We start from the raw sequence: 17829 nt of genomic DNA, 5'->3' as shown, positions 1-17829 counted from the left end.
TTAATTAACTTTGCAAAACCTATCGGGTGGTACACGTTTCAAATGCTACCCGGGTCCCTTTTCAAGTGTTAGCTACAACCGACTGCTGGACCAACGAAGCGTTGTGTCCGAACAGCCTATACACACATAACCACGCCTCTCCGAAATTCCTGAAGATGAGAATTCTGAAACCAGCCGGGCAACTGGAGCATCTGCTTTCCAGCCATCTGTCTGCCGGAGAGAGCGCCAACCTTTCATTCAATCCCAATGCTCTCCGCTATTCCTGCGGATACTATATCTATGCACTGCTGCATATCCTGATTTAGACTTTATCGGACTTATTGCAAACCATTACCGGAGGTGTACTGCATGTACATCTTTCGCTTTTTTATTATCCATTTCATCACATTAATATCATAACTATGTCCGATTTATTCCTCCCCACCCTTGAGATGATGGGGCTCACTTTTGCAATCGGTTTCTTTGTGGCATTCATCATCAAACTGATAGCCAGCGCAGCCGATTCACTCGATTTCTACAGTTCCCACCAGCAGGAGTTACTCCGCCTGCACCGCATAAAGAAGTTCCGCCAGAAGATGGAACTGATGCTACACACCCCCTCCATGCACGGAAACATCTTCGGCAACGACACGCGCGAAGACTACAGCCGGGGTGTGGACCGTGAAAACGAAAAGCCTCGAGGCTATTACCACGGAGTAAGCCACGGTGTCTCCAAAAGAAACCTGGTAGACTACTTCTACCCAGAAGATACCCTTATGATGTATCTGGAAGATGCCATCAGCCACCGTGACAACAAGAACAAGACTAAAAAGAACAACGACACCAAAAACAAAGACTAATTATGGAGAATATAGATTTTGCAACCTTGTTCCAAGGATTCGGAACAATGATGGAAAGCGGCTGGCTACTCTCCTCTGCCCGTGTATTTCTAATAGCCCTGGGCCTGCTGCTCATATACCTGGGATGGAAAGGCGTACTGGAGCCGATGGTCATGATTCCCATGGGACTGGGTATGGTCGCCATCAATTGCGGCACCCTTTTCATGCCCGACGGCACATTGGGGAATCTCTTTCTGGACCCGATGCTTTCGGATACGGACGACTTGATGAACACCATGCAGATAGACTTCCTGCAACCGGTCTACACCCTGACCTTCAGCAACGGATTGATTGCATGCTTCGTATTTATGGGTATCGGTACCCTGCTCGACGTGGGCTTCCTGCTACAGAAACCGTTTGCCAGCATATTCCTTGCCCTATGTGCCGAATTGGGAACTTTCCTGACTGTACCCATCGCATCTGCATTGGGACTGTCCTTGAAAGAAAGCGCTTCCGTAGCCATGGTAGGAGGTGCGGACGGGCCGATGGTGCTTTTCACTTCCTTGGCCCTGGCCAAACATCTGTTTGTACCCATCACGGTAGTGGCCTATCTCTATCTGGGACTGACATATGGCGGTTACCCCTATCTGGTGAAGCTGCTGGTACCGAAACGCCTGCGCGCCATCAAGATGACGAGCAAGAAGCCGCCCAAAAACTATGATGCCAAAGTAAAACTGGCTTTCTCGGCTATATTGTGTGCTGTACTGTGTTTTCTGTTCCCGGTTGCCTCACCGCTGTTCTTCTCCTTGTTCCTCGGAGTGGCAGTACGCGAGTCGGGGATGAAGCATATCTACGATTTTGTAAGCGGTCCGCTGTTGTATGGTTCTACTTTCATGCTCGGCCTGTTGTTGGGCGTACTTTGCGACGCACATCTGCTGCTCGACCCTAAAATTCTTAAATTGTTGGTATTGGGCATGGGCGCACTGTTGCTCTCCGGTATCGGCGGAATCATTGGAGGGTACATCATGTACTTCATCAAGCGGGGCAATTACAATCCGGTCATCGGAATTGCAGCCGTGAGCTGCGTGCCTACTACGGCGAAGGTTGCCCAGAAGATAGTAAGCAAGGACAACCCCAATTCCTTCATCTTGGGAGATGCCTTGGGGGCTAATATTTCAGGAGTAATCACTTCAGCCATCATTACGGGTATCTATATTACTATAATTCCCTATCTGTAGCCTGCGTAGTGGGTTTAGGTGACGGAAAGAGGTTGTGGCAATCACAATCTCTTTCTTTTTATGATACATGGGGCAAGCTGTTGCATTTCAGATAAAATCCTTTACCTTTGCCGGCAAACACATTTATCAAGATATCAGGATGAAGAAAGTATTTAAATTGGCCGGAGGATTCATGGTCGGGGCATGCATCGGCTTTGTAGGAATAATAGGTGTAAGAGTCCTGGTTTTAGGAGACTCGTTCGACGGTTTACACAGCAAGTTTGCCGAAACCGGCATGCTGGAGACAGTAGGAGTTTCCTTGTTAGCCATACTGATTCTGCTGTTCTCCATCTTCCTGCAAGTGCTTCTGCACGAAGGCGGGCATCTTGTCTGCGGACTGGCAACCGGCTACCGCTTCGTCTCCTTCCGCATCTTCAACCTTACCTTCATACGGAAAGACGGGAAATTATGCATCAAGCGTTTCAGCCTTGCCGGAACGGGAGGCCAATGCCTGCTTACCCCACCCGAAAGGCCTCTTGAAGATATCCCAACCACCTTGTACAACCTGGGTGGAGTGCTTGCCAACCTGCTGACCGCCATCCTTGCCTTCCTCCCCCTGCTGACCGTAGACGGGCTGCCTTACCTGCTGAAATTCTTCCTTCTGATGCTCTCTTTGATTGGCATTCTCCTTGCAGGGATGAACGGCATCCCCATGAAGATGGGCGGCATCGGCAATGATGCCGACAACATGTGCCTGCTTCTCAAGGACAGCAAGAGCAAGCAGGCACTGGTCACCCAGCTGCGCATCAACGCATTGGTGCAAGAGGGCATGCGTCCTAAGGACATGCCTGCCGAATGGTTCAGCCAAACGGAAGACATCAACTACAAAGATGCCCTGCAGGTCACCATAGCCTTGATGAGCGCCTCGCGCCTGCTCGACTGCGAAGAATGGGAAGCCGCCTACAATGCATTTGAGAAAATAATGAGCCACCGGCACGAAGTCATCGGGCTTTTGATAAAGGAAACCGCTTGCGAGCTGCTCTTCACCGCATTGGTGACAAAGAGGACCGCACGGGCAGAAGAATTATATACCGATGAGCTGGATACCTACATCCGGCAATATAAGGATGTGACGTCTTCCAAACAGCGGCTGCTCTGCGCCCTGGCACTCTACCGGGACAAGGACACAGCAAAAGCAAAGGAGATTTACGAAGCCACCTGCCAACGGAAAAACAAATACTTGATGCAGGGAGAAGTCAGTTCGGACATAGCCTTGATGAAATCAATCCTTACCGCCAAGAATGCCTTGTAAGATGGAACGATATTTCTTTTACTTGTTATATCTGCTGCTTGGCTGCTCACTATGCGGTTGTAGCAGAAAACAAGCGCCAAAGCAGACACAAGACCCAGATACGGAGACCACCATCCCGTACGCCGACACCATAGCGGCACCCGTCCCTCCGGCTCCGGCCAAAAGCCGAACAGCCCGCTACCTGGACTCCCTCGGTTTCGTCAGCATCGCCGAAGCGGACAGCAGCATCGCCATCGACTTGATGTACACCCGTGCCGACAATTTCACCGGAACCCTATTGTACGAAGACCTGAAAGAAGCCTACCTGCACCCCGATGCCATGAAAAGCCTGAAGCGGGCACAACGCCTGCTGAAAGAACAGTACCCCGGCTACAGCCTTATCGTCTACGACGCAGCGCGCCCCTTGTCCGTACAGCAGAAGATGTGGAACGTAGTGAAAGGAACCTCCAAATACATCTATGTCTCCAACCCCTCACGCGGCGGCGGCCTGCACAACTACGGGTTGGCAGTGGACATCAGCATACTCGACGATAAAGGAACCCCTCTGCCCATGGGCACCCCGGTAGACCATCTGGGCAGGGAAGCCCACATCACAGAAGAAGCCGTGCTCGTGGCACAAGGCAAGCTGACGGAACAAGAACGTGAAAACCGGCTGCTGCTCCGGCAGGTAATGAAAGAAGCCGGATTCCACCCGCTACCCAGCGAATGGTGGCACTTCAACCGCGTCAGCAGGCAGACGGCAAAGGAGCGATACCGGGTCATCCCTTAACTCTCACCCCCAGCTTGTCCGGAAACTTAAATTTGCTATCGCTTTGACGCGGATGACGCAGATGACGCGGATTTTTAATATTCTTAATCTGTATTATCAGCGTCATCTGTGTCTGAAAAATAATCAGACAGAAAGCTGCGAATTTATGCCCCACTTTGTCCTTTTTGAGATAACTTTGCATCAGAATAAATAAGCCAAGCCATGCCTTTATCCCAAGACACCCTCCGCTTCATCCGCGAGCATCGCCGCGACGACGTGCGCAGCCTTGCCTTGCAGGCACGCCGCTACCCTTCGGTAGACATGCCCGCCGCCATCACACAGATTTCCGGCTGGCAGATTGCCAAAGAGAAGATACCCGCATGGGCCGAGAACGAGCATATACTCTACCCCGCCCACCTTTCTCTGGAACAATGCTCCTCCCAAGCAACGGCACAGTATAAAGCGGAGATTATAACTAACCTGCTACATACAGAACAAGAACATCCCGCGCAGAACAGTACCCCCGCATCAGCCGGCACCTTTACCGACCTCACCGGAGGTTTCGGCATCGACTGCGCCTATCTCTCCTCCCGCTTCGGGCATGCCACTTACGTCGAGCGCCAGGAAACCCTCTGCCAGATAGCCGCACACAACTTCCCTGTCCTCGGCCTGAACCACATCTCCGTCTGCCACGCAGACAGCGTCTGCCATCTGCAAGAGATGGAGCCCGTGGACTGTATATTCATAGACCCTGCCCGCCGCGACGGACACGGTGGAAAGACCGTAGCCATCGGCGACTGCGAACCCGATATAGCCGCCCTCGAAGAACTGCTGCTGCGCAAGGCAAGACACGTACTGGTAAAACTCTCCCCCATGCTCGACCTCACCCTCGCCCTGAACGATTTGAAGCATGTCCGCCAGGCACACATCGTCTCCGTGGGCAACGAATGCAAGGAACTGCTGCTCTTGCTGGGACAAGGCGAAGGAGTGCCGGCAGACGACATCCCCATCCATTGCGTCAACTTCACCGGTGTACCGGCTCCCCAAGCCCTCGTCTTCACCCGCCGGCAGGAGAAGGAGCGTGCATGCCCCTACACCCCTCAACTGAAATCATACCTCTACGAACCGAATGCCTCCGTGCTGAAAGCCGGTGCATTCCGCAGCCTCTCCTCATTGTATAAGGTGGAAAAACTGCATCCCAACAGCCACCTCTACACCTCGGAGCACTTCCTGCCGGACTTCCCCGGCCGCAAGTTCCGGATTACCTCCTCCTGCGGCTTCGGCAAGAAAGAAGTGAAAGAGATGCTGGCTGCCGAGAAAAAGGCGAACCTCACCGTGCGCAACTTCCCCGCCACCGTGGCCGAACTGCGCAAACGACTGAAATTGGCCGAAGGGGGAGGCACTTATCTCTTTGCCACTATTCTGGCAGACGAGAAGAAGGTACTTATCCGCTGCCAGGCTACGGGATAAGACACCAACCCCTATACCTTCCCCTGCACGAGATGTACATCTCATGTTGCTCGAGATGTACATCTCATACAGTCCGAGATGCACATCTCGTGCATCTTTAGCATCAGTCTGCCAGATGACGGCAAAGGGAGATACCGCCGAAAAGGTACTACCTCCAAGAATTTATGTAACCTCATTGTAACTGAATCGTTATCTGTTCTTCAACGCTCCGCAACCTCCACGTAACGGCAACCCTCTACTTTTGCGGCAGATTATTAACAGATAATAACAAGTATGAAACAGATTTTGAGAGCATTCTTATTCTTACTCCTATTCACCGCCACCGTCAATACGGCCATTGCCGACGAAAAAGCAAATGTCACGAAACAAGGAACTGTACGTGGACGCATCATCGACGCCACTAAACAAACTCTCCCGGGCGCATCCATCTACATCGAGAAACTACACACTGGCGTGACGAGCGACGTCAACGGCTTCTACACTTTCTCTAACCTTGACCCGGGAACCTATACAGTAAAGGTGAGCTACGTGGGCTACTCTCCCGTAGAACTGAAAATCACCATCCCCGCAGGCCGTACACTGGAAAAAGACGTCGTACTGAACGAAGGCGTGGAGTTGCAGGAAGTGGTGGTAGGCGGCGCCTTCCAGGGACAGCGCCGTGCCATCAACTCACAGAAAAACAACATGGGGATTACGAATGTAGTCTCTGCCGACCAGGTAGGCAAGTTCCCCGACTCCAACATCGGTGACGCCCTTAAACGCATCTCCGGCATCAACGTGCAGTACGACCAAGGCGAGGCACGCTTCGGGCAAGTGCGGGGCACGAGTGCCGACCTCAGCTCCGTCACCATCAACGGCAACCGCGTTCCCTCTGCCGAAGGCGATACGCGCAACGTACAGCTCGACCTCATTCCGGCAGACATGATTCAGACCATCGAAGTGAACAAGGTAGTAACCGCCGATATGGACGGCGACGCCATCGGCGGCAGCATCAACCTCGTCACCAAGAACTCCCCCTACAAGCGTACCATTGCCGCCACCGCCGGAACCGGCTACAACTGGGTGAGCGAAAAGGCGCAACTGAACCTTGGCTTCACCTACGGCGACCGCTTCTTCAACGACAAACTCGGCTTGATTGTATCGGCCTCCTATCAGAACTCACCTTCCGGTTCCTACGACACCGAATTCGTGTGGGAGCAGGACGATGACGGCAAGACGTACGTCAACGACTACCAAATCCGCCAATACTACGTCACCCGCGAACGCCAAAGCTACTCTGCCGCACTGGACTGGGACATCAATGCCAACCACAAACTGACCTTCAAAGGCATCTTCAACAACCGCAACGACTGGGAGAACCGCTACCGTACCACGCTGAAAGACCTTGACCCCGACGGCAACGCCACTGTACGCATACAGACCAAAGCCGGTACGCCGGACAACCGTAACGCCCGCCTGGAACGCCAGCGCACCATGGACTTTGCCCTCGGCGGCGAACACCTCTTCGGCGCCCTCTCCATGGACTGGCACGCCAGCTATGCCAAAGCCAGCGAAGAACGTCCCAACGAACGCTACATCGACTTCCAACTGAAGAAACAGAAGTTCGACATGGACCTGAGCGACGAACGCCAACCCTTTGCCAGCCCCAAAACAGGCTCTACCATGACATTGAACGATGAATTCAGCCTGAAAGAGCTGACGGAACAGCAGGAAGACATCAAGGAGCAGGACCTGAAGTTCTCCGCCAACTTCAAACTTCCCTTCAAGAACGGCAACAAGCTGAAGTTCGGCGCAAAGGTAGTGCGCAAGACCAAGGATAAAGAAGTGGACTTCTACGAATACTCTCCTCTGGACGAGGATGCCTTCATGACGAACAGCCTGGCAAATACAGTGGACCAGACCAACAAGAACTTCATGCCCAACAACAAATACCAGGCAGGCATCTACGCCAGCAAGGAATACACCGGCTCTTTAGACTTGAACAACGCTTCCCTCTTTGAGAAAGAGCAGGTGCAGGAAGAACTTGCCGGAAACTTCAACGCCCGCGAAACCGTGACTTCCGGCTACCTCCGCTTCGACCAAAAACTGACAAAAGACGTGGAACTGATGACCGGACTTCGCATAGAGAACACCAACCTTGCCTATACGGGACGCACCTACGATGCCGACGAAGACCTCACCAGCAAGACCGACCGTCAGCGCAACAGCTACATCAACTTCCTGCCGTCGCTGCTCGTAAAGTGGAATGTAAACGATGACTTCAAAGTGCGCGGTTCGTTTACCCAAACCTTGTCACGCCCCAAATACTCGGCCCTCGTGCCCAGTGTGAACATCAAACGTTCCGACAACGAAATCACCATCGGAAACCCGGAGCTGAAACCTACCGTCTCCTACAACTTCGACTTGAGTGCCGACTACTACTTCCGCAGCATCGGTCTGATAAGCGCCGGCATCTTCTACAAGAAGATAGACGACTTCATCGTAGACCAGGTGAGCACCAACTACGAATACCAGGGTAACACCTACACCCGCTTCACCCAACCCAAGAATGCGGGCAACGCCAACCTGGTAGGGGTAGAGTTATCCTACCAGCGCGACTTCAGCTTCATTGCTCCCGCTCTGAAATGTGTAGGTTTCTACGGAACGTACACCTACACCCACTCCCGTGTGGAAGACTTCAACTTCGAAGGCTGCGAGAATGAGAAAGACTTGAGCATGCCAGGCTCTCCGGAGCATACCGCAAATGCTTCCCTATACTTTGAGAAAGGCGGTCTGAATCTGCGCCTGAGCTATAACTTCGCTTCCGATTTCATCGACGAAATGGGAGAAAGCACCTTCTACGACCGCTACTACGACAAGGTGAACTATATGGACGTAAACGCCAGCTATACCTTCGGAAAGAAGTTCAAGACTACCTTCTACGCCGAAGCCAACAACCTGCTGAACCAGCCGCTACGCTACTACCAGGGCACAAAAGACCGTACCATGCAGGCAGAATACTACGGCGTGAAAGTGAATGCGGGAGTGAAGATTAATTTTTAAACAGCGAATTCTATCTCAACAAGTTATCAACATTAACTACTCAACAATTTAATAATGACAATGAAGAAAATATTCCTTTTACTGTTTATTGCCCTACTCGGCAACGCAGCCATTGCCCAAATCACCGATTACTCCATCTTCGACAAGAAGTTCAACTTCTACGTAGCCAACGACCTCGGCCGTAACGGCTACTACGACCAAAAGCCCATCGCCGAACTGATGGGACAAATGGCAGAAGAAGTAGGCCCCGAATTCGTTCTTGCCACCGGCGATGTACACCACTTTGAAGGCGTACGTAGCGTGAACGACCCGCTTTGGATGACCAACTACGAACTTATTTACAGCCACCCGGAGCTGATGATAGACTGGTTCCCCCTGCTGGGCAACCACGAATACCGCGGCAATACGCAGGCTGTGCTCGACTACAGTAATATCAGCCGCCGCTGGACCATGCCCGCCCGTTATTATACCAAGACGTTCGAGGACAACGGCGCTACCATCCGCATCCTTTGGGTAGACACCGCCCCGATGATTGACAAATACCGCAACGAAAGCGAGACCTATCCCGATGCCTGCAAGCAGGATTACCAGCAACAACTTTCCTGGATAGATTCCGTACTGACTACCGCCAAAGAGGACTGGGTTATCGTTGCCGGACACCATCCCATCTATGCCGAAACCCCGAAGGACGAGAGCGAACGTGCGGATATGCAGGCACGTCTCGATCCCATCCTGCGCAAGCACAAGGTGGATATGTACATCTGCGGGCACATCCACAACTTCCAGCACGTACGCGTGGCAGGCAGCGACATCGACTATATCACCAATTCTGCCGGTTCGCTCGCCCGCAAGGTGAAGCCCATCGAAGGGACCGTATTCTGCAGCCCCGAACCGGGTTTCTCCATTGTATCGGCCAGCAAAAAGACACTGGAACTGCGCATGATTGACAAGAAAGGGAATGTATTGCACACGGTGACGCGCAGCAAATAATCCAAGCCGGCACGCAAGCAGGCGCATTCCCCCGAAGCCCTGCCGAACAACCACTTTCCTCCCACGAAGCAAAAGACCATGTTTCGTAGGAGGATTTTTCCATCTCATACGACAAAAACAAAGCCTATCCGCAGGAATACAAGAAAAAGCCCTATATTTGCATTTGTCAATACATAACTATGATGAAGAAGATACACTTCCTGCTACTAATCAGCCTGCTACTTGCCGCTTGCAGTGATGACGACAAAGAGAAACAATCCGCTTTTGTGACCAATATCACCATATCCGATGCCGGAAAGACCTTCAATCCCGGTGATGCCGTGACCGTCAAAGCCGACGGCTTGCAGAGCGGCGACCAAATCATATTGGACATCTACTGGCCGATAGCCGACAATCCTCTCTTTCCCGAAGGGTATTCACGCTACACACGCGCCGTTACCACGGAGCAAACCACCAACAGCATTACTTTCCTTGCCCCCGGACACTGGCCCGCCTCACGGGTAGAAATGTTCCTGGAACGGGCAGGACAGCTTCAGCCTCTCGGCCAGATTTCGGTAGCCGACGGACAATCCCCCGAAGAACCATATCTCTACGGTATCACCAACTCCCACGCCATTTACACACCGACCGTTCCCCGCGGCATCACCCGTATCGACCTGGTAACACAAGAAATATCGGAAGTAATCCAGTTCCATGACGACGAAGATTTCCACCTTGCCGCCAACATCCCCGGCACCAACATCCTCTGCGGGATACGGGAGAAAGACGGCAGTAGTTTCATCGACGGATACGACCTCTGCATGCACTATTGGTGTAACCCGGTAGAACGTAACGCAATTACCATCTGCTCGGACTTCAACAACACTGTTTCCCTGGAAATGGCCGGAGATAAGCTCCTCACCTACTGTAGCATCTCTTATCCGGTATATACCCGGTTGAATATGCCACCGATACATACTCCCGAAATACCATTACCGGATGGACTGAAGCCCGAATCCCTCTCACGCTATCCGGGCGTGATAGCCGACGTCCACATGCTGCTCTCGGCCAACAACGGCGACGGCACCTTCTCGCCCGTCGTGATAGACATCGCCAAAGAAAAGATGCACTGCTACGACCCCATCAAAGCCGAAGCCTTGATACCTTTCCGGATTATGGAACCATCCCCCGAAAACCCAAACAGCCTGCAATGCAAAGGAGGCTATATCGTTTCCCGTGCCAATGGTGGAGATACGCAATTCTGCTTATGGGATACTACTGCCGGAAACTTGAAAGAGCCTTTCGCCACCTACCCCAACGCCGTACGCTCCGCTGCCATGTACTACTCCAAGGACGGGCAGACAAGGAAACTCTACGTGCAGTTTGCAGGCTATCGTGAAGGCGACTTCATCGAAACTTATGATTTCCAGACAAAGGAATGGAGGATGTTTATGTTCTACGTACCGTTTGCAGAGATTTTACTGGCACGATAACCGGCTCCCTTACTGCTTTTTCTCCCGCAAGTCATCCTTGGGTATGGTCGTCTCACTGCCGTCACGCGTAGCTATATAGTGAGGAGACATGATTTCGATGCCTGCCTCGTTAAAGACATCCTGGATATTCTGATGCAAATCAGAATAAATCTGGCTAAGGCTGTTGGCATCCCTGATATAGGCATTCACTTGATAAACCGGATAATAATCCTGAAGGGAAGTCTCCAATACAAACGGACGGGGATCATCTATCACTCCAGGAGTATTCAATGCAGCCTCTATCAACAGCTGATGTGTCTTCCGCCACGGAACATCGTAGCCAATACTGACCTCCGAATGGATAATCAATCCATACTCACGGGCAGATTGGCTGTAATTGACCGTATGGGAAGACATGATGAAAGAGTTCGGAATGGTCACCACCTCATTCTTCGGAGTACGGATGCGGGTGACGAGCGGTGTTTTCTCAATGATGTTGCCCGTAGTATCGTTCAGCTTGATGCGGTCACCCAGCTTGAAAGGCCGCATGTAGGTTATGACCAGTCCTGCAATGATATTGCCGATAACCGTACTGGAACCGAGCGAAACAATCAAGCCGACAAACACGGAGATTCCCTGGAAGACTCCCGACTTGGAACCCGGCAGATAAGGGTAAATCATGGCAATCATAAACGCATAAAGCAAGAAGCGCACAATGTGATAGGTAGGAATGGCCCAATCCGGATAGAAGCCGTTTATCTTCAGCCGTTCAGCCTGCACCTCATTGGCAAGATAACGCACCAGTCTGACCAGATACTTCACCGCATAGCATATCACAAAGATAGTGAACAGATTGGGTATATAGTCGGCTATTCCATTCAAGATGACCTTTATAGGATTCCAGATGTAGGAGAATAATGTATAAGCCAAGCTCTTGGTCTGAGGGAAAATGGAGAATAATAACGGAACCGTCAGCAGCAACTGCAACAGCATGACTACATAACGCACCAGGTTGGCAACAAACACCAGCAGGTTGACCTGCTTCTGCGTGTCCAACAATTCATAATCCTGAATGGAAATCGGTTTCAGCTTGGTATCCTTCAGCTTCTGAATGCGTAGTTTGAATTTTCTGAACAGCCAGTTGGTAAACTTGAACAAGAAGAACTGTCCCACAAGCACCAGGATAAAGTACAAGATACGCTTACCCAACTGCCACAAGCTATGCTCCTTCTGCATGGCTTTCAGTTTGTCCACCACGACATGCCTCTTGCTGGCGGCCAGCTGGTCGCGGGTACAGTTTTCCCACAAAGCATCCTGATCGGTAAAGGAAATGATGACCTTTTCGCCATACATCAAGTCTGTAACAATATCCGTACTCTCTAAATAAACAGAGTCCGGACGCAGATTGAAACGCGTGCCCAATGCTTCGATGACGTTGCTTACATCTTTGGCTCGCTGTTGGGGCGTATGCCCTCCACGCTTGGCATACAGATAGAACAAAGTGTCCTTCTCCACCACCACCGGAATACCCGGTGTCACCGTCCGCAACGAATCAATGCGTTGTTTCTGCAATGCCAGCTTCACCGAATCGGCCGCATAGCCCGCCAACTTCATCTGCTCCATTTCCATCCGCAGGTTCGCCTCATTCAGCCGGGCTGTTTCCAACTCCTGCCGGACAAGCGACAACTGAATCGAATCGGAGTCAGTCCTTGCCACTGTGACACTCCCCACACTATCCTCACCTAAAACACTGAGCACTTTATCTACCAACTGAGCTGACACTCCGTCCGCCAGCATCAACAGCCAACAAAGACAGAAAGCACGGATAACCTTCATATATAAACTTCTTGATTTGATTCTTTAATTATGCAAATATACCCAATAAATGCTTCAAACATACGGAATGTTTTTAACTTCCTACCCTAATCGATATAACTTTTTCATGCAAACATGAAAGTTCTGTATCCGGTTTGCACTATCTTTGTACTCAAAATTGACATACCTATGGATATATTGTTTCTTGTCGGAGGACTGCTCCTCATTCTTCTGGGTGCCAATGGCTTGACAGACGGTGCCGCATCCGTTGCCAAACGTTTCCGTATACCGTCCATCGTCATCGGGCTTACCATTGTCGCCTTCGGTACTTCCGCACCGGAACTCACCGTCAGCATATCCTCTGCCCTAAAAGGCAGTGCAGACATTGCCATCGGCAATGTGGTGGGAAGCAATACGTTCAATACCCTGATGATTGTGGGTTGTACGGCCCTTTTTGCCCCGATAGCCATTACCCGTAACACACTGAAACGCGAAATACCCCTTTGCATCCTTTCATCCTTCGCCCTGCTGATTTGTGCCAACGACGTCTTACTGGACAGCAGTGGGGAGAACATACTCAGCATCACCGACGGCCTATTGCTGCTATGCTTCTTTACCATTTTCCTGAGTTATACTTTTGCCATTGCAAAAAGGGATGGAAGTATGAAGGAACCGGAAAAGGAGCACTTACAGGAAGAAGACGAAATCAGGCTGTTACCCGCGTGGAAGTCCGCCCTATACATTATCGGTGGACTTGCCGGCCTCATCATCGGAGGTAATTTCTTTGTAGACGGTGCCAGCGGCATAGCCCGCGGATTGGGTGTCAGCGAATCCATCATCGGTCTCACGCTCGTAGCAGGCGGCACTTCATTACCCGAACTCGCCACCTCCATCGTAGCCGCCTTGAAGAAAAACCCCGAAATAGCCATCGGAAACGTCATCGGAAGTAATCTCTTCAATATATTCTTCGTACTGGGTTGTTCGGCCTCCATCACTCCACTGCGTCTGACGGGCATCACCAATTTCGATTTGTGGGTACTCGTAGGGTCCAGCATCCTGCTTTGGCTGTTCGGTATCTTTTTCGGGAAACGCATCATCACCCGGGTGGAAGGAAGCATTCTGATTCTCTGCTACATTGCCTACACAGCGGTACTGATATACAACCTCTAACAGCAAATTTACAGACACCCTACGCGGTATTTTAAAGATTATCACGTATTTTTAAATAAGGCAAGCTGTACCTCGGCATAAAAAATAAGCAAGCTTATTTTGTTCTGCTCTCAGTTTGCATTACCTTTGTGGTCTCAATATTGAACAACTATGGCAATTACAATCAAGAAAGTAACCACAAGACGGGAACTGGAGCGCTTTATCCGTTTCAACTACCTGCTATACAAAAACAACCCTTATTCCGTCCCCGACCTTTTCGATGACATGCTCAACACCTTCAACAAGAAGAAAAACGCTGCATTCGAATTTTGTGAAGCCGACTATTTCCTGGCTTATCGGGAAGGTAAAATCGTAGGACGTGTAGCTGCCATCATCAACCACAAGGCAAACCAAACCTGGAACAAAAAGGAAGTCCGCTTCGGCTGGATAGACTTCATCGATGATGCGGAAGTCTCCGATGCCCTGATTCGCACCGTGGAAGAATGGGGAAAAGAACGGGGAATGACACATATACAAGGCCCGCTGGGATTCACAGATTTCGATGCCGAAGGTATGCTCATCGAAGGATTCGACCAGCTCAGCACCATGGCCACCATTTATAACTATCCCTACTATCCGCAACATCTGGAACGCATGGGCTTTGAGAAGGATGCCGATTGGGTGGAGTACAAAATCTACATTCCCGACGCCATACCCGACAAGCACAAGCGCATCTCCGACCTCATCCAGCGCAAGTATAACCTCAAGGTAAAGAAATACACATCTGCCAAGAAGATTGCCCAAGACTACGGTCAGGCCATCTTCGAACTGATGAACGAAGCCTATCAGCCACTCTATGGCTATTCTGCACTGAGCCAACGGCAGATTGACCAATACGTCAAGATGTACCTGCCCATCCTCGACCTACGCATGGTGACATTGATTACCGATGCCGATGACCAGCTGCTTGCCGTAGGCATTTCCATGCCGTCACTCGCCGAAGCGTTGCAAAAAGCCCACGGGCGCCTGCTTCCTATGGGTTGGTATCACCTGGCCAAGACCATCTTCTTGAAGAAATATCCCAAGATGCTCGATTTGCTGCTGGTTGCCGTGAAACCGGAGTATCAGAACAAGGGGGTAAATGCATTGTTGTTCTCCGACCTTATCCCCGTCTATCAGCAACTTGGTTTCGAGTATGCCGAGAGTAATCCGGAGCTGGAGCTGAACGGCAAGGTGCAAGCGCAATGGGAGTACTTCAAGACGGAACAGCATAAACGGAGAAGATGCTTTGTGAAAGGAATAAAATAAGTTCTAAATCCAGAATATAAGCTTGTCAGAAGTCCATAAAAGACATTATTTTTTTGCGAACCCCCGAATTTCTCATTACCTTTGTCGCAATGCGCAATATGAAGGAATAACGTACTTATGGAAGATAACAACAATATGACCCTGCCGCTGGAAGAAGCAGACAACAATATCACAGAGAGCCCCGTTTCCAGCGTGGAATATACCGACGACAACATCCGCCACCTGGACGACATGGAGCATATCCGTGTCCGTTCCGGTATGTACATAGGCCGTCTGGGCGACGGCTCACAGAACGATGACGGCATCTATGTGTTGCTGAAAGAAGTGATGGACAACAGCATCGACGAGTTCAAGATGGGTGCCGGAAAGCGTATAGAAGTGACTATAGAAGACAGTCTGCGTGTCAGCGTACGCGACTATGGACGAGGCATTCCGCAAGGCAAACTGGTAGAGGCGGTCAGCAAACTGAATACCGGGGGTAAATATGATTCGAAGGCTTTCAAGAAAAGTGTCGGACTGAACGGCGTGGGCATCAAGGCGGTCAATGCGCTGAGTAGCCGTTTCGAGGTACGCAGTTACCGCGACGGCAAAGTACGTACCGCCATCTTCGAGAAAGGAACGCTGTTGAGTGATGTGACCGAAGACTCGACAGAAGAAAGCGGAACCTATATCTTCTTCGAACCGGACGCCACACTCTTCCTGAACTATTCCTTCCAGAACCAGTTCGTAGAAACCCTGCTGCGCAACTACACCTACCTGAATACGGGCCTCACCTTCATTTACAACGGCCAGCGCATCGTTTCCCGCCACGGGCTGGAGGACTTGCTGAAAGACAACATGACCAGCGAAGGCCTTTACGACATCATCCACCTGAAAGGAGAGGACATCGAGATTGCCTTCACACACACCAACCAATACGGCGAAGAGTACTACTCCTTTGTCAACGGGCAACACACCACCCAAGGCGGCACACACCAGACTGCCTTGAAGGAACACATTGCCCGTACCATCAAGGAGTTCTACAACAAGAACCAGGAATATGCCGACATCCGCAACGGACTGGTAGCCGCCATTGCCATCGACGTGGAGGAACCCATGTTCGAGAGCCAGACCAAAACGAAACTGGGCAGCAACAACATGTGGCCTGCCGCGCCGCAGGAACACAAGCCCGCCGGCCCCACGGTGAACAAATACGTAGGAGACTTCATCAAGACGGAAGTGGACAACTACCTCCACAAGAACCCGCTTGTGGCCGAAGTGATGCTGCAAAAGATACAAGACTCCGAGAAAGAGCGCAAAGCCATTGCCGGCGTCACCAAGCTGGCACGCGAACGCGCCAAGAAAGCCAACCTGCACAACCGCAAGCTGCGCGACTGCCGCTACCACTTGAGTGACGGTAAAGGCAAAGACCAGGAAACCGAATCCTGCATCTTCATTACCGAGGGAGACTCCGCCAGCGGTTCCATCACCAAGAGCCGCGACGTGAATACCCAAGCAGTATTCAGCCTGCGTGGTAAACCGCTAAATTCCTACGGACTCACCAAGAAAGTAGTTTATGAAAACGAAGAATTCAACTTGCTTCAAGCAGCCTTGAATATAGAAGACGGCATAGAGACACTGCGCTACAACAAAGTCATCGTAGCTACCGATGCCGATGTGGACGGCATGCACATCCGCCTGCTCATCATCACCTTCTTCCTGCAGTTCTTCCCCGACCTGATAAAGAAAGGGCATGTATATATCCTGCAAACCCCTCTCTTCCGCGTGCGCAACAAAAAGAAGACAAGTTATTGCTATACAGAGGAGGAACGTGTGAAAGCCATTGAAGAACTGGGTCCCAACCCCGAAATCACCCGATTCAAAGGTCTGGGAGAAATCTCGCCCGACGAGTTCAAGCATTTTATCGGCAAGGATATGCGTCTGGAACAAGTGTCCCTGCGCAAGACAGACCTCGTAAAAGAGCTGCTGGAATTCTACATGGGTAAGAATACCATGGAACGACAAAACTTTATTATCAACAACTTGGTTATAGAAGAAGATTTGGCATCATGAGAAGAGCTATCTTTCCGGGAACATTCGACCCGTTTACTATCGGACACTCTTCGGTAGTGAGCCGTGCACTGACTTTTATAGACGAAATCGTCATAGGCATCGGCATCAATGAAAATAAGAATACGTATTTCCCCTTGGAAAAGCGCGAACAAATGATACGAGACTACTACCGGAACGAGCCGCGCATCATTGTGCAGTCCTATGACTGCCTGACTATCGACTTTGCCCGGCAGGTAGATGCCAGTCTGATAATACGCGGCATACGCACCGTGAAGGATTTCGAATACGAGGAAACCATTGCCGACATCAACCGCAAACTGACCGGCATAGAAACCATCCTGCTCTTCACCGAGCCAGAACTTACCTGCGTCAGTTCCACCACCGTGCGCGAACTGCTGCAATACGGCAAGGACATAAGCATGTTCATACCGGAGGGAATGGAGATTAGGGATTAAGG

Annotated in this window: 14 protein-coding genes; 13 read left to right on the top strand and 1 reads right to left on the bottom strand. The window is 51.0% G+C overall.

Features of this window, described 5'->3' with window-relative positions; genetic code table 11:
• The first annotated feature begins 65 nt into the window (after positions 1-65).
• The 9 genes from ACESTD_RS09695 (at position 66) to ACESTD_RS09655 (ending at position 11069) form a co-directional block, all read left to right on the top strand.
• A complete protein-coding gene (locus ACESTD_RS09695) occupies positions 66-305 on the top strand; it encodes a hypothetical protein (protein ID WP_272195419.1) in 240 nt (79 codons plus the stop codon).
• A gap of 96 nt (positions 306-401) precedes the next feature.
• A complete protein-coding gene (locus ACESTD_RS09690; RefSeq protein ID WP_005834332.1) occupies positions 402-839 on the top strand; it encodes a hypothetical protein in 438 nt (145 codons plus the stop codon).
• A gap of 2 nt (positions 840-841) precedes the next feature.
• Positions 842-2056 (top strand): sodium ion-translocating decarboxylase subunit beta, encoded by a 1215-nt coding sequence (locus ACESTD_RS09685; protein ID WP_005830884.1) that lies wholly within the window; start codon positions 842-844, stop codon positions 2054-2056.
• Positions 2057-2195: 139 nt separating this feature from the next.
• Positions 2196-3347 carry a hypothetical protein gene (locus ACESTD_RS09680; protein ID WP_229079537.1) on the top strand — a complete coding sequence of 384 codons (1152 nt, stop codon included), beginning with the start codon at positions 2196-2198 and terminating at the stop codon, positions 3345-3347.
• A 1-nt stretch (position 3348) separates the two neighbouring features.
• Positions 3349-4116 (top strand): M15 family metallopeptidase, encoded by a 768-nt coding sequence (locus ACESTD_RS09675; protein ID WP_022400968.1) that lies wholly within the window; start codon positions 3349-3351, stop codon positions 4114-4116.
• 201 nt (positions 4117-4317) lie between these two features.
• Entirely contained in the window at positions 4318-5565 is a 1248-nt protein-coding gene (locus tag ACESTD_RS09670; protein WP_098032011.1) for an SAM-dependent methyltransferase, read from the top strand.
• 273 nt (positions 5566-5838) lie between these two features.
• Positions 5839-8607, top strand: coding sequence for a TonB-dependent receptor (locus ACESTD_RS09665; RefSeq protein ID WP_373158828.1), 2769 nt, complete (start codon positions 5839-5841; stop codon positions 8605-8607).
• A gap of 60 nt (positions 8608-8667) precedes the next feature.
• A complete protein-coding gene (locus ACESTD_RS09660) occupies positions 8668-9597 on the top strand; it encodes a metallophosphoesterase (RefSeq protein WP_034532659.1) in 930 nt (309 codons plus the stop codon).
• A 179-nt stretch (positions 9598-9776) separates the two neighbouring features.
• Positions 9777-11069 carry a WD40-like domain containing protein gene (locus ACESTD_RS09655; RefSeq protein WP_117887735.1) on the top strand — a complete coding sequence of 431 codons (1293 nt, stop codon included), beginning with the start codon at positions 9777-9779 and terminating at the stop codon, positions 11067-11069.
• 9 nt (positions 11070-11078) lie between these two features.
• Here ACESTD_RS09655 and ACESTD_RS09650 read toward each other — a convergent pair whose 3' ends face one another.
• The gene (locus ACESTD_RS09650) at positions 11079-12884 is read right to left on the bottom strand and encodes a mechanosensitive ion channel family protein (protein ID WP_195325661.1); all 1806 of its coding nucleotides are present in this window, start codon (positions 12882-12884) and stop codon (positions 11079-11081) included.
• 168 nt (positions 12885-13052) lie between these two features.
• On the opposite strand from ACESTD_RS09650, the gene ACESTD_RS09645 reads away from it, so the two are divergent.
• The 4 genes from ACESTD_RS09645 to coaD all read left to right on the top strand — a co-directional run bounded on the left by ACESTD_RS09645 (position 13053) and on the right by coaD (position 17827).
• The gene (locus ACESTD_RS09645) at positions 13053-14033 is read left to right on the top strand and encodes a calcium/sodium antiporter (protein WP_195325660.1); all 981 of its coding nucleotides are present in this window, start codon (positions 13053-13055) and stop codon (positions 14031-14033) included.
• 150 nt (positions 14034-14183) lie between these two features.
• Positions 14184-15320, top strand: coding sequence for a hypothetical protein (locus ACESTD_RS09640; RefSeq protein WP_005830912.1), 1137 nt, complete (start codon positions 14184-14186; stop codon positions 15318-15320).
• A gap of 117 nt (positions 15321-15437) precedes the next feature.
• Positions 15438-17372 (top strand): DNA topoisomerase IV subunit B, encoded by a 1935-nt coding sequence (locus ACESTD_RS09635; protein WP_005830915.1) that lies wholly within the window; start codon positions 15438-15440, stop codon positions 17370-17372.
• Positions 17369-17827 carry a pantetheine-phosphate adenylyltransferase gene (gene coaD, locus ACESTD_RS09630; RefSeq protein ID WP_005830918.1) on the top strand — a complete coding sequence of 153 codons (459 nt, stop codon included), beginning with the start codon at positions 17369-17371 and terminating at the stop codon, positions 17825-17827. The genes ACESTD_RS09635 and coaD overlap by 4 nt, the downstream gene beginning before the upstream one ends.
• The last annotated feature ends 2 nt before the right edge of the window (positions 17828-17829 follow it).

The organism is Bacteroides sp. AR20 (assembly GCF_964250605.1).
Taxonomy (GTDB): Bacteria; Bacteroidota; Bacteroidia; order Bacteroidales; family Bacteroidaceae; genus Bacteroides; species Bacteroides uniformis.
This window is presented reverse-complemented; position numbering and strand designations above follow the sequence as displayed.